We start from the raw sequence: 14,090 nt of genomic DNA on the forward strand, positions 1-14,090 counted from the left end.
GCAAACGGTACCCTGGCAGAATCTCGCGGTTCTACCGGGACGCTAGGCTAGCTGCCGAAGCCACCCATAGCGGTCCTCCACTACCCCGGTTTGGATACCCACCAGCTCCTCACGCAGCGACAGGGATACCTCACCGGGTACCCCCCGACCGGGGTCTGCAATCTCAAAGTCTGCCGCCTTCAGCCTACCCACCGGCGACACAACCGCCGCGGTTCCGCAGGCAAAAATCTCGGTGATACTGCCGCTGGCAACGCCCTCTCTCCACTCAGCCAGCGTGAATTTACGTTCCTCCACCGTCATCCCGCGGTCCTGTGCCAGCTGGATGAGTGACTTACGGGTTACCCCCTCAAGAATGGTGCCGGTGAGCTCGGGGGTCACTATCTTATTCTCTTTACCCAACACAAAGAAAACATTCATACCACCCAGTTCTTCAATGGCGTCGTCGCGGTAGGGATCTTTAAAAATAACCTGCTGGCACCCGTGCTTCTCCCCTTCAAGCTGAGCAACCATCGAGGCCGCATAGTTACCACCGCATTTTGCCGCCCCGGTACCGCCCACCCCGGCTCTGGCATAGTCGGTGGAGAGCCATATGTCTATCGGCCGCGAAAGACCAAAATAGTTGCCCACGGGTGAACCGATCACCATGTATTTCACCCGGTGAGCTGGACGCACCCCCAGGTAGGCTTCGGTGGCAATCATAAACGGGCGCACATAAAATGACTCTCCCTCGCCCGAGGGCACCCACCTCTTATCGTGGGAGACAAGCTGGTGCAGGGACTCTAGAAAAATATCTGCCGGTAACTCCGGTAAAGCCAGACGGCGCGCCGACTTCTGAAACCGGGCAGCATTAGCCTCGGGGCGGAAAGTCCACACCGAGCCATCGGCGTGCCGGTAGGCTTTAATGCCCTCAAAGATCTCCTGCCCGTAGTGGAGAACAGACGCTGCGGGATCAAGGAGTAGCGGCGCGTAAGCGCTCACCCTGGCATTCGACCACCGGCCCCCATCAGCATATGTACCCGACCAGTCGATGGAGACCATGTGGTCTGAAAAATGTACGCCAAACCCGGGGTCGGCAAGAATCTCTGCCAGCTCGGTCTCGGTAGCGGCAGAGTCGTTCTGTTCAAAAATAAAATCCAGAGACAATGTTCTTCTTTCCATGAAATGCGGTCTCGGCGGGTTCCGAGAAAAAGTCTACCGGCTCAGGGCGGCAAGGATGTCGCTACCGACCCTCTCCGTGGTGCGCACCCGGCCGGGGTGAGCCGCCAAATCTTTTTCAACAGCCCGCTCTATTCTGCGCGCAGACCCCTCAAAACCCGTATGGCGCAGGAGCATGGCCGCCGCCAACACCGTCGCGGTGGGGTTTGCCAGGTTCCGCCCCGCAATATCGGGGGCAGAGCCGTGGACGGGCTCAAACATGGAGGGGAAAGTGCCTTCGGCGTTAATATTGCCGCAGGGGGCGTAGCCTACCCCGCCGGTGACTGCCCCGGCCTGGTCTGTCAGAATGTCCCCAAAGAGGTTATCGGTCACGATCACATCAAACCGGGACGGGTCGGTGGTCAGAAAGATCGTGGCCGCATCAATGTGGCAGTAATCGGTTTCCACCTGCGGATACTCCGACGATATTTCAGCAAAATAGCGGCTGTAGAGACGCCCCGCGTTCACCAGCACATTGGTTTTATGGATCAGGGTCAGCTTTTTTCGTGCACGGGAATGTGCCAGCTCAAAGGCATAGCGGATAACCCGCTCGACACCGTGGGCCGTATTGACCGACACCTCCGTGGCAATTTCGTGGCCTGTCCCCCGGCGGATCACACCGCCGTTACCGGCGTAGGGCCCCTCTGTGCCCTCGCGCACCACCACGCAATCAATATCACCCGGTTGACTCAGGGGGGACACCGCCCCGGGGTAGAGTCGCACCGGGCGCAGGTTAATAAAATGGTCAAAGGCAAACCGGAGTTTGAGCAGTATTTCCCGCTCGATAAGGCCCGACGGGACGGTTGCCGACCGGGGGTCAGCTCCCACAGCGCCAAACAGGATCGCCCGGTGACTGCGCAAGCTTTCCAGGGTCTGATCGGTGAGGGTTTCCCCCGTCTTCACCCAGTGTTCTGCCCCCAGCGAGTAGGGGGTTTTGACCAGCTGTATGCCGTCAATCTCCGCTACTCTATCCAGCACTCTTTCAGCCTGCGCGACGATTTCGGGGCCGATACCGTCACCGGGGATAAGGGCCAGGTCAAGGGAACGTGTTTCAGTCATATGTCTAAAGTAGTACGCGCTGCCCGTGGCGCGGCAATACCCCCGGCCTCGCATCTCACATGATGGTCATACGGCGAGACGCTTACGCTCAGAGGGTCATTCTGCCCGGACCTCAACCCGTGCACCCTAGCTGTCGGTGTGCTCAACAATAAACTCTTTAACCGCGGTTGCGCTGTTGGGCAGATTCACCACGTGCCTGCCCGCAGCCATCACACCGGCAAACCTCTGCGGAGTCGGCGGCTCTTTCCCCGTGGCCTCACGGATAGTGTCTGCAAATTTCACCGGTAGCGCGGTTTCAAGACAGATGATCGGGGTATCCACCGTCTCCTCCCAGTCGCGGGCAACCTTCACGCCGTCGGCCGTGTGGGGGTCTATGAGCACGCCCAGCCGCCGGTAGGTATCGGAGATAGTTGCGATCCGGTCGGTGTGCGTTGATTTTCCCGAAGCAAACCCGTACACGGTGGCCAACTCGGGAAAAGCGGGGTGATCTGCCAGGCTGAAACCCCCCGATTTTACCTTTTGGGCAAACAGTAACCGGGTGCTTGCGGCATCGCGACCCATCAGGTCAAAAATAAAACGCTCAAAATTTGAGGCCCGAGAAATATCCATGGAGGGGCTGGAGGTCGCCAGGGTTTCGCTCGATCTACGCACCCGGTACTGGCCGGTACGAAAAAACTCGTCGAGCACATCGTTTTCATTGGTGGCAACAATAAGCCGGTCAATAGGCAGGCCCATCGATCTCGCAATGTGCCCGGCACAAATATCACCAAAGTTGCCGGTGGGCACGCAGAAAGATACCTTCTCGCTGTTGGTTTCGGTCACGCGAATCCAGCAGGAAATATAGTAGACAATCTGAGCCATAAGCCGTGCCCAGTTGATAGAGTTCACCGCGCCTATACGGTACCGGTGTTTAAAGGGGGCGTCGGCGGCAATCGCTTTTACCGCGTCCTGGCAATCATCAAAGGTCCCGTCGAGGGCAATATTGAAAATATTGGGGTCTTCAAGACCAAACATCTGTGCCTGTTGGAAGGGTGTCATACGGTCTTTGGGGGTCAGCATAAACACCCGGATACCGGTGCGGCCGCGCATCGCGTACTCGGCAGAAGAACCCGTATCACCGGAGGTGGCGCCAACAATAGTCAGGGTATCGCGACGGCGAGCCAGCTCGTATTCAAAAAGCTCGCCGAGTAGCTGCATGGCCATATCTTTAAAGGCCGCGGTGGGCCCCTCAGAGAGATGCCCAATATAGAGTTTGCCCTCAAGATGGCTCACCGGAACAATCTGCCGATCGGCAAAAGTGGGGTAGGTGTAGGCCCTGGCAGTGATCCGTCTCAAATCCTCGGCCGGAATATCATCCACAAAAAGCCCAAGAACCTCTGCGGCAAGAGCCGCATAGCCCTCACCCCCAAGGACCGCGCGCCAGTGGCTCAGACGCGCGTCGTCAAGCTGCGGGTAGTGCCGGGGAAGGTAAAGACCACCGTCGGCGGCGAGACCTGCGAGTAGGATATCGCAAAAACGCGCCGGTGTTTGCGAAGAATCACGCGTAGAAATGTACTGCATGATACAAACCTACCCGGAAAACTGCCGTCCACCGAACTTGAGGGGGGTAGCGTCTCACCATATGCTCGCTACCGGCTAGGAACCTTCAGCAGCCCGCGAGCTACCGGATGGAACAACCGGCGAAGAATCCTGCGGATTCTCCCTGTCTGCGGCAACCCTGTCGCTGGCGGTCTGGTGGATCGATTCCAGCTCTTGACCAAAACGTTTAACCCGCTGATACACCGCCTCATAGTAGTCATTTTGAATCTGCTCAACCGTCTCCTCAAACTGCACGCTCTCGCGGCAATCCGCATCTGCTGTCGCCAGCTCATCTTCCTCGGTCGTATCAAGACGCTGGGCCAGTTCCCGTGCCTTGGCCGCGGTAGCTAAATTCTCATACCCCTTCTCCCCCATGCAGGAACTCCACGATTCCTCAAGCTCACGATAGGTGGGGTCCGCGGTGACCTCATCAACAATAGCCCTGCTAAAAGAGGGAGCCAGGATAGCAGCCTTCATACCGTCTTCAACGCTACCGTAGATGTACTGGTAGCTCTGCGCCATGCAGCCGTTAGCAGGAATATCCCCGGTGCTGTACTCCAGCAGGGAAGCCGACACGGTTCCCCCGTCTGCACTACCAAAATAAGCACGCTGGCCGGGATCATCGTATTCCGCTTGCGTTCGAGCCGAGCTGTCAGCCGCCACAAAAGAATAACCGTTTTCCCGCAACCGGTCCCGCCCACCTTCAGAAAATACTGCGGTGTCCAACCGGAAATCGGTCTCTGCCTCCCGGTAGCGGCCACCTGAGGCACTGACGCAACGCTCAACAAAGGCACGCCGGGCTGACTCCGCTTCGTCAGAGGGGAAAATCCAGCTTTTCAGCTCTTCGAGGTGCTTGGTCTTAGCTGCCTTCGATTCCAGCGAATCAAAGTTTTCGGGCTGCCCCTCGAAAACCCCGCACCCTGCCAGACCCAACACCGTGCTACAGCTAAGAACCGCAAAGAACTTTACACAGTACCTGTTAAGTAAGGACACATAAACTCCTCCTGTGGTGAACTAACTCCACCCACTATAGTTACCTATGGTGTCTTATGCACTGTAGTCCAAGGCATCGTGCACCGGTATTGTGATCACTTCCCCGAAAGAAAGCGACAGCAGTCAGCCAATGACCGAACAGACAGGTTCTTCGTTTACACCCTCACGACGCAAACTTATGCAGTTCGCAGCCTTTACCGGTGTGATCGGCGGTGCAGGTGCCCTCACTCTTGCCGGTGCTGAGGCCGCCGACACCGCAACGGGGAATATTTTTCCCTCCGACTTTTCCTACCCCCGCATCAGCGGCCCTTCGCTGGCGATGTGGGGAAGCTCTTCCATCTCCGGCCAGGGAGCTACCGAGGGTGTAAGCGCCAATCGTGACGCCCGCTTGCACGTGCTCTTAAGCCAGTACCTGGGAGTTCCGGTGCTCCCCTTCGGTACCGGCGGGGAAACCTCCAGCAATATTCTGGCGCGCCGGGGCGTCAGCGAATTTATCACCAAACTCGATTTCCCCCGCGCCGTCGTCCCCGGCTCGGGATCGGTGACTGTCACCCTCGCAAACTCACATATTGTGTGGAACGAGTCCACCTATTTTCCCGGATACGTGCAGGAAATACCGGGGGTTATTCGGGCAGTCACGGGCTCCCCCAACACCTACACCTTCACCCGTATGGGCGAGGGAGACACCCGATACGCCCCCGGCACCACCAGGGCTAACAGGTTTTATTCCTACCAGGAAAAAATTTCGCTCTCCTCCTACCATCTCATTCAGATTGGCCGAAATAATCTGCTCGAGCTCGACACCATCAAGGCGCACACCGCGGCCGCTTTTGCCATGGCCCCCGAGAGGACAATCGTGATGGGCCACTATGTAGTCAACGGTGACTCTAGGGACTCGGGACGTGCCAAGGCGGTAGCCGCTTATAACAGCTGGGCCACAGAAACCTACGGCAACCTCTTCATGAACCCGCAGCAGTACCTGCGCGAAACCACCAAAGAAACCTGGCTACGCTACGGCGATCTAGCCGGTTCCGGGGTCTGGAACTCGAACAGCGACACCGCTGACTACAACGACGGCCGCCCACCCAGGTCCCTCTACGCCGCCGACGGCACCCATCTCAACGGTTGGGGTTATCTGGCGCTTGCCCGTATGGTTGAGGCAAAAATCAACGATTTGGGCTGGTTCGCCGGTTAGTCGTGGCGGGGAAAAATTGGTTGCGGCCCCGGTAGCTCGCTCCCCGGTTGCAGAGCAGAATCGAGTTCGGCAAACACCCGTTTTTCCTGCGGTACAGCCAGCAGATCGAGCATTTTTTCCATGGAGGTGGGCATTACCGGTTGCACCAGAATCGCTACAATGCGTAGGGTTTCTGCGGTGGTGTAAAGTACCGTATTCATGCGTTCGGGGTCGGTTTTCTTGAGTTTCCAGGGTTCCTGTGCTGAGAAGTAGCGGTTGCAGTTGGCAATCACCTGCCAAATCCGCTCCAGGGCACGGTGAAACGCCTGGCTATCAAAATCTTCACGAACCCGCGGGTAAAGACCCCGCGCTTGCTCCAGCATTTTCCGGTCATCATCGGTGAAGGCGGCAGGGGCAGGTACCCTGCGCTCACAGTTTTTAGCGATCATGGACAGCGAGCGCTGTGCCAGGTTACCCAGATCGTTGGCTAAATCGGAGTTGATACGGTTCTTGATACCCTCGGCCGAGTAGGAGCCGTCTTGGCCGAAAGACACCTCACGGAGCAGAAAGAAACGGAGAGGGTCAAGCCCAAAAGAGTTCACCAGGTCTGCGGGGTCAACCACATTCCCCACCGATTTCGACATTTTTTCGCCGTCAACCAGCAGAAACCCGTGGGCGAAAACCCTGGTGGGCAGCTCCAATCCGGCAGACCAGAGAAAGGCGGGCCAGTAGATGGCGTGAAAACGGCTAATGTCTTTGCCGATGAGGTGCAAGTCGGCCGGCCAGAACTTTTGGAACAGTTCGTTTTCGGTATCGGGGTAGCCCAGGCCCGTAATGTAGTTGGTCAGAGCATCCACCCACACGTACATGACATGTTTGCTGTCACCGGGTACCGGTACCCCCCAGTCAAAGGTGGTGCGGGAGATGGAAAGATCGTTCAGGCCCGCGCGGACAAAGGCGGAGATCTCGTTGCGGCGGGTTTCGGGGAAGATGAATCCCTCGTCTTCGTAGAGTTTCAGCAAGCGGTCCCGGTATTTTGACAGGCGGAAGAAATATGATTCCTCCTCTGTCCACTCGACCTCGGTGCCGGTAGCGAGGGCGTAGCGCTGACCGTCTCTGAGCTCGGTTTCATCTTCGGCGTAGTAGGCTTCATCGCGAATGGAGTACCAGCCGGCATATTTATCGAGGTAGATATCGCCGTTTTCTTCCATTTTCTGCCAGATGGCCTGGGATGCCGGGTAGTGATCGCGGTCTGTTGTGCGAATAAAACGGTCGTAGGAGACTCCCAGCATGTCGTCCATGGCCCGAAACCGCGCAGAATTTTCGTCGGCTAGCTCCTGGGCTGTCTTCCGGTGTTGGGCTGCGGTGGTTTGCATCTTCTGCCCGTGCTCATCGGTGCCCGTCATAAAGCGCACGTCAAAGCCGTCTAGCCTTTTGAAGCGGGCCATGGCGTCGGCGGCTATCGCCTCGTAGGCATGTCCGATGTGGGGGGTGCCATTGGGGTAGGCGATGGCGGTGGTGATGTAGTACGGGGTAGAAGTCATGTGTTTTACTTTATCGCGACGGAATAAGTTTTATGAATTTTGCCAGACACCGCAGGATTCTAGTCTTCCAGGTTAACGGTAGCTGCACGGGAGGCGGCAACTACCCTCCGAACAGATTCAGCGACCTCAGGAGTGGGCGCAGAGTCCAGGGCCAAGACCGACACCGCGCTCTTACTTTTTTCAGAGCGAGAAACCTGCATGCTCGCAATATTAATGGAGGCGCTCCCCAGCAGGGTACCCATGGCCGCAATCATACCGGGTCGGTCTTCATACTCGAGGATCAGCAGATGGTCGGTGATCGGGATTTCGAGGTCGTAGCCGTTGATACCTGTGAGCTTCTGCACCAGTTTGGGCCCGGTAACCGTGCCGGCCACGGTAATCGTTCCGCCCGAAGACAGGGCGGCAGTTAACACCGTTTCATTGCGGAAATACTCGGATTCCGCGGTGGTCACCAGGTCGACCTCCACCCCGCGTTGTTCGGCAATCACGGGGGCATTAACGTATGAGACCTTGTCTGAAACCACATCGGTGAAAACACCTTTCAGGGCAGAGAGCTTCAGCGACGTGACATCTTTAGAGGCGATGTCGCCGGCTATTTTCACCTCTATCCGGGTGAGAGCTTCGCCGCCGCTGAGTGCGGTAAGGATACGGCCCAGGTTTTCGGCGAGGGGCACACCGGGGCGGACATCGCGGTCGATCGCGCCACCCGCCACGTTGACAGCATCGGGTACAAGATCCCCTTCCAGGGCCAGGCGCACCGAGCGGGCCACCGCAAGCCCAGCTTTCTCCTGCGCCTCAGCGGTGGAGGCTCCCAGGTGCGGGGTCGCCACCACATTGGGTAAAGAAACAAAATCAACATTCTCTGGGGGCTCTGTCACAAAAACATCCACCGCGGCACCGGCAATTTCGCCGGTACGCAGGGCGGTATTGAGGTCTACCTCATCAATCAGACCGCCGCGGGCCACATTCACCACGTAGGCGGTCTTTTTCATTTTTTTAAAAGATTCAGCATTAATCATGCCCAGAGTTTCGGGGGTCCGAGGCATATGGATGGTAAGGAAATCTGCCCGCTGTACCAGATCGTCGAGCTCCACCAGCTCCACACCCAACGATGATGCTCGTGCCGAGGTCACAAAGGGGTCGTAGGCAATGAGCTCGGTCCCAAAAGCCTTGAGGCGCTCAGCGACCAGGCCCCCGATACGGCCCAGCCCGATAATGCCCACGGTCTTTTCGTAGAGCTCCACACCGGAGTACTGGGAGCGCTTCCACAGCCCCTCCTTCAGCGAAGAATTCGCCTGCGCAATATTGCGGGCAAGACCCAGAATATGACCGACCGTCAGTTCTGCCGCCGAGATAACGTTGGAGGTGGGGGCGTTGACTACCATCACACCGGCACGGGTGGCCGCTCTCATATCAACATTGTCGAGCCCCACACCGGCGCGGGCAATCACCTTCAACCGGCCAGCAGCGTTGATAGCTTCTTCGTCAACCCGCGTTGCCGAGCGCACCAGGATCGCGTCGGCATCGGCAAGAGCACCCAGAAGCCGGGGACGATCCGTACCGTCTACTGTCCTCACCTCAAAATCGGGGCCCAGGGCCTCGAGGGTTGCCGGAGAGAGTTCCTCAGCGATAAGCACAACTGGTTTTTTTGTCACGATGTTTTTCCTTCGCGCATCTCCACCGGTCCAAGCACAGGCTCGGGCCAGTGGCGTTTCTTTGGACAGGCTAAGGGTGCCGGTACCCGCAGCGGGCTAACCGGCACCCCGGCACGGGGCTGCCCGTGTTATCGGATTACTGTCTAGCCCGCCGGTGGCGGGCACACAAAACCTCAGAGAATTCCCCGGTGGGAAAGCTAGCGGGCAACACTGCCTTCGGTGTAGTCATCGCTGGCCTTGTTCCAGGAGAAGAGTTTGCGTAGTTCACGCCCGGTGGCCTCAATGGGGTGGGCCTCACCCCGGGCACGCAACTTCTTGAACTCGGGGCCTCCGGCTGCCTGGTCTTCCATAAAACGTCGGGCAAAAGTGCCATCTTGAATATCGGCGAGCACAGCCTTCATGTTTTCTTTCACGTTGGGTGTGATCACGCGCGGGCCCGAAATGTAGTCGCCGTACTCGGCGGTATCGGAGCATGACCAGCGCTGCTTGGTGATTCCGCCCTCGTTGATGAGATCAACAATGAGTTTCAGCTCGTGGCACACCTCAAAGTAGGCGATCTCCGGCTGGTAGCCGGCTTCGGTGAGGGTCTCAAAACCGTACTGGATCAGCTGGGATACGCCGCCGCAGAGCACGGCCTGCTCACCGAACAGGTCGGACTCAGTCTCCTCCGTGAAGGTGGTCTCAATAACCCCTGCACGGGTGGCTCCCAGGGCCTTTGCATACGAGAGCGCAAGAGCTAGCGCAGACCCCGATGCGTCGACTTCCACCGCAACCAGTGCGGGTACGCCCCGGCCTGTCTCGTATTCACGGCGCACCGTGTGGCCCGGGCCCTTGGGGGCAACCATAGCCACGTCCACACCGGACGGGGCCTCAATGTAGCCAAAACGAATATTGAACCCGTGGGCAAAGAAAATGGCGTCCCCCTCTTCAAGATGGGGCAGGATCTGATTTTTATAAACCTCTGCCTGTACCTGGTCCGGGGTCAGGATCATGACCAGGTCGGCTTCCTGTGCTGCCTCGGACACAGACAGCACGGTAAACCCTTCAGCCTCCGCTTTTTCCCGTGATTTTGAGCCTTCTGTCAGGCCGATACGAACATCGACACCGGAGTCACGAAGGTTCTGGGCATGGGCTTGGCCCTGTGAGCCGAACCCGATGATCGCCACCTGGCGTCCCTGGATGACGGAGAGGTCGGCGTCGTCGTTGTAGTAGATTTTTGCTGCCATGTTGGGTGGTGTCTCCTTGCTAGATTTTTACCGGGGTAATTCCCCGGAATGCTATGGGTCATTCCCTATAGTCTCACGGGTAGCCCCTCTGGATTACCCGCGCACGGGTATGACTAGTATCGAAGAGCTTTTTCGCTCATGGACCGGGGCCCGCGAGACAGCCCGAGCGTTCCCGCCCGCACAATCTCCCGAACACCGAAAGGCTCAAGCACATCGAGGAATGCGTTGAGTTTCTCGGCTGAGCCGGTTGCCTCAATCACCACGGACTCGGTGGAGACATCGATGATTGAGGCACGAAACAGGTCGGCGGCCTGGGTTACCTGCAGCCTGGCCTGCGAGTCGGCTTTCACTTTGACCATGATGTGGTCGCGCTGCACCGAGGTTTCCGGTGGCAGCTCAACTATTTTCAGCACGTGGACCAGTTTGTTGAGCTGCTTGGTCACCTGTTCAAGCAGGATACCGTCTGCGTCGACCACCACCGTGATACGGGAAATCCCCGGAACTTCAGTGGTACCCACCGCCAGGGAATCAATGTTGAACATGCGGCGGGCAAAGAGTCCGGATACCCGGGCGAGGACGCCGGGCTTGTCCTCAACGAGAACCGAGAGTGTGTGGCGGCCCATGGCTAAACCTCGCTTCCAAAGTCTGGTGACATATCTTTGGCAATGTGGATCAGGTCGTTGGAGACCCCGGAGGGCACCATGGGCCACACCATGGCGTCGGGGCTCACGGTAAAGTCAACAACCACGGGGCGGTCGTTGATATCCAGTGCTTCCTGTACGGTCGCATCAACGTCTGCGTCCGTTTCACAGCGCAGGCCCGCGCAGCCGTAGGCTTCGGCAAGTTTCACAAAGTCGGGGATGCGCGCGGTGCCAGAGCCTGTGTGTAGGTGGGTGTTTGAGTATCGGCCGTCGTAGAAAAGATTCTGCCACTGGCGCACCATGCCCAGGGACGAGTTGTTGATGATCGCGACTTTGATGGGGATATTATTGTGTGCGCAGGTGGCAAGTTCCTGGTTGGTCATCTGAAAACAGCCGTCCCCGTCGATAGCCCACACGACCGAGTTGGGCCGGGCTACTTTAGCCCCCATGGCGGCAGGGACAGCGTAGCCCATAGTTCCCAGACCTGCGGAGTTGATAAAGTGTCTGGGCTTTTCGTGGTTGATAAAGTGCGCGGACCACATCTGGTGCTGTCCTACCCCGGTCACGTAGTAGGCTTCGGGACCGGAGAGCGCTGATATCCTACCGATGACATACTGGGGCGAACCCAAGCCGTCATTGGTTGGGGTGTACCCCAGCGGGTAGTTCTTTGTGAGCCGGTTGAGAATCTGCCACCAGGGGCCCAGGTCGGGTAGCCGGTTTGAGAAATCTTTTTCAAGTATGTCGTTGAGTTCGGGCAGCACATATTTGAGGTTGCCCACAATGGGAACATCTGCCCGCCTAATCTTGGAGATCTCTGCGGGGTCAACATCGATATGGATCACCTTTGCCCCGGGTGCAAAAGAGGAAACTACACCGGTGACACGGTCATCGAACCTAGCGCCGAGGGCTACGAGGAGGTCTGCTTTCTGCATGGCGGTCACCGCGGGTACGGTTCCGTGCATGCCCGGCATACCGAGGTTTTGCGGGTCTGAGTCAGGGTATGCTCCGCGGGCTGTGAGGGTGGTGACCACAGGGGCCCCGGTCATTTTTGCCAGCCGGGTGAGTTCACCGGTGGCACCGGCCCGCACCGTGCCGCCGCCCACGTAGAGCACCGGCCGATGTGATTCTGCGATGAGACGGGCGGCCTCACGGATCTGTTTGGAGTGGCCGCGTGTTACCTCGGTGTAGCCGCGGACTTCTGTGGTGGGTGGCCAGGAAAAATCCATCATTCCCTGCTGGGCGTCTTTGGTGATGTCCACCAGTACCGGCCCCGGTCGGCCCGTTGCAGCCAAACGGAAGGCGGTTGCGATACAGCGGGGAATTTCTTGGGCCTCACGCACCATAAAGGAGTGTTTGGTGATTGGCATGGTCATGCCAACAATATCTGCTTCTTGAAAGGCATCGGTGCCCAGCACCGCGGAGCTCACCTGCCCTGTGATGGCGACCAGGGGCACCGAGTCCATGTTTGCGTCTGCCAGGGGGGTGAGCAGGTTGGTGGCTCCGGGGCCGGAGGTTGCTATGCAGACTCCTACCCTGCCGGTGGCCAGGGCGTAACCCTGTGCGGCGTGGCCGGCTCCTTGTTCGTGGCGCACCAGAATATGGTTTATTTTTTGCGAGTCAAAGAGCGGGTCATAGGTGGGGAGGATTGCGCCACCGGGGAGGCCGAAGAGGTCGGTGACACCCAGCATTTCAAGGGAACGCACGATAGCTTCTGAACCTGTCATGCGCTCAGGTTTCTGAGCCTCATGGGTTGCGGTATCACCGGTACGGCGGCCTATATTTTTGGCGACTGCCGCCGGGGTTATTGGTCCCGTAGTCATCTTTGAGTCCTTGAGAAGGTATTTATGTTTCAGGTGGTGGTTGGGGAAACGCCGGGGCGGTTCTCTTGCTGTCTTTGCTTTATCTTGGTGGCTGCCTCGGTTGGAGTCAAAGCCGTCTCACAGTTCAAAATGCTGTAGCGGGGTATTCGCGTGAGCTTCAGTATATGTGATTCAAGATTCGACGGTAAAATGTGACTCCTTTGTTAAGGAAGGTTAACCGGGGTGCTTAACATATCGACCTCGCCGGGGTTACGGCCTAGACTTGAAGCTATGACTAAGGGAACACTGTCGAGCGAGGATATTACTGACATTCTTCATCCCATTTTTGATGAGCAGATTATCAATTACGGGGCCTATAACCTTATTTTTGTCACGGGGTCTGCTGTCTACCGCAACCCCGATATTGCGGGGCAGCAGGAGGGCGGTCAGCATTCTTATCTTCTCGGTTATCGTGAGAGTCCGCGTGAGATAGTGATAGCGCCGTTGGCTTTGCCCCGGGTGGAGCCTGCGGGTACGCCGATCTCTATTGATACCACCAACGTGCTTCGAACCTATGTGCTCAATGAGAACACTTTCGGTATTGAGTCGACCAACGGGTCTTCTTTTGTGCTGCGGCTTGACCCGCTGGTGGAGGTTGAGGCAGAGGCGGGGCGGGGAACCCTTGAGCAGAAGAGGGATATTGAGGATTTTCAGCAGTTTTTGGGCCCTTGGCTTGCGGAAAGCGAAATTGATCTCTGGCGTTAAGTCGGCAGGTTGGCCTGTAGGTGCCGGCCGGTGTGCCTGACCTCTCCCCCGCCGGGTTTGCGCGGGGGTTGAAAGCTGTGTATAGTTTTTATTCGTTGCCGCGAGGCGACGTACAGATGAATTTATGCGCCTCTAGCTCAATTGGCAGAGCAATTGACTCTTAATCAATGGGTTGTGGGTTCAAGTCCCACGGGGCGCACCAGGAAAGGCCCGGCTAGATAGCCGGGCCTTTTGCTGTACTGTGCGGTTCTTGCCGACTGAGTGTGCTGGGGTTTCCTTCTCTCCCCGGCTACTATCCCCCTAAATGGGGACAGTAATGTTCTGGACTTTCAACGGTTTTCCTCAAGAATGGTGAAGTAAGAACAACACCCCGTATGCACCAATAACTGTTGAAAGGATTGATTGTTATGTCTACTCCGCTTCCTGCTCTACCAGCCGGTAGCGGTGATACCGGCCCTTACC

The 14,090-nt window shown here is 57.7% G+C and carries 10 protein-coding genes, 1 tRNA gene and 1 pseudogene; 3 read left to right on the top strand and 9 right to left on the bottom strand.

The features are described from left to right. Nucleotides 1–42 precede the first annotated feature (42 nt). From ACS1BR_RS09185 to ACS1BR_RS09200, 4 genes are all read right to left on the bottom strand, one after another. Nucleotides 43–1,158 (bottom strand): branched-chain amino acid aminotransferase, encoded by a 1,116-nt coding sequence (locus ACS1BR_RS09185; RefSeq protein ID WP_463561646.1) that lies wholly within the window; start codon nucleotides 1,156–1,158, stop codon nucleotides 43–45. Between the two features lie 33 nt (nucleotides 1,159–1,191). Continuing rightward, nucleotides 1,192–2,253, bottom strand: coding sequence for a 3-isopropylmalate dehydrogenase (locus tag ACS1BR_RS09190; protein WP_463561647.1), 1,062 nt, complete (start codon nucleotides 2,251–2,253; stop codon nucleotides 1,192–1,194). Nucleotides 2,254–2,379: 126 nt separating this feature from the next. Continuing rightward, nucleotides 2,380–3,813, bottom strand: coding sequence for a threonine synthase (thrC, locus tag ACS1BR_RS09195; protein ID WP_463561648.1), 1,434 nt, complete (start codon nucleotides 3,811–3,813; stop codon nucleotides 2,380–2,382). Between the two features lie 75 nt (nucleotides 3,814–3,888). Continuing rightward, nucleotides 3,889–4,767, bottom strand: a complete 879-nt coding sequence (locus ACS1BR_RS09200) for a hypothetical protein (protein WP_463561649.1) — start codon at nucleotides 4,765–4,767, stop codon at nucleotides 3,889–3,891. A gap of 187 nt (nucleotides 4,768–4,954) precedes the next feature. On the opposite strand from ACS1BR_RS09200, the gene ACS1BR_RS09205 reads away from it, so the two are divergent. Further along, nucleotides 4,955–6,019, top strand: coding sequence for a hypothetical protein (locus ACS1BR_RS09205; protein WP_463561650.1), 1,065 nt, complete (start codon nucleotides 4,955–4,957; stop codon nucleotides 6,017–6,019). Here ACS1BR_RS09205 and metG read toward each other — a convergent pair. The 5 genes and pseudogenes from metG to ACS1BR_RS09230 all read right to left on the bottom strand — a co-directional run. Beyond that, nucleotides 6,016–7,557, bottom strand: a pseudogene (gene metG, locus ACS1BR_RS09210) (methionine--tRNA ligase); the annotation flags it as partial. The gene ACS1BR_RS09205 and the pseudogene metG overlap by 4 nt on opposite strands. 44 nt (nucleotides 7,558–7,601) lie before the next feature. Continuing rightward, a complete protein-coding gene (serA, locus tag ACS1BR_RS09215) occupies nucleotides 7,602–9,200 on the bottom strand; it encodes a phosphoglycerate dehydrogenase (RefSeq protein ID WP_463561678.1) in 1,599 nt (532 codons plus the stop codon). A 194-nt stretch (nucleotides 9,201–9,394) separates the two neighbouring features. Then, entirely contained in the window at nucleotides 9,395–10,423 is a 1,029-nt protein-coding gene (ilvC, locus tag ACS1BR_RS09220; protein ID WP_463561651.1) for a ketol-acid reductoisomerase, read from the bottom strand. Nucleotides 10,424–10,536: 113 nt separating this feature from the next. Then, entirely contained in the window at nucleotides 10,537–11,046 is a 510-nt protein-coding gene (ilvN, locus tag ACS1BR_RS09225) for an acetolactate synthase small subunit (RefSeq protein WP_463561652.1), read from the bottom strand. Nucleotides 11,047–11,048: 2 nt separating this feature from the next. Beyond that, the gene (locus ACS1BR_RS09230; RefSeq protein ID WP_463561653.1) at nucleotides 11,049–12,884 is read right to left on the bottom strand and encodes an acetolactate synthase large subunit; all 1,836 of its coding nucleotides are present in this window, start codon (nucleotides 12,882–12,884) and stop codon (nucleotides 11,049–11,051) included. A gap of 270 nt (nucleotides 12,885–13,154) precedes the next feature. Here ACS1BR_RS09230 and ACS1BR_RS09235 point away from each other — a divergent pair, with 270 nt between their 5' ends. Together ACS1BR_RS09235 and ACS1BR_RS09240 are read left to right on the top strand one after the other, a co-directional pair. Then, on the top strand, nucleotides 13,155–13,628 hold the full coding sequence (locus ACS1BR_RS09235; protein WP_463561654.1) for a hypothetical protein: 474 nt from the start codon (nucleotides 13,155–13,157) through the stop codon (nucleotides 13,626–13,628). 126 nt (nucleotides 13,629–13,754) lie between these two features. Continuing rightward, nucleotides 13,755–13,830 (top strand) — tRNA-Lys (locus ACS1BR_RS09240). Nucleotides 13,831–14,090 lie beyond the last annotated feature (260 nt).

It is taken from the genome of Rothia sp. 18CD1-1 (assembly GCF_055285355.1).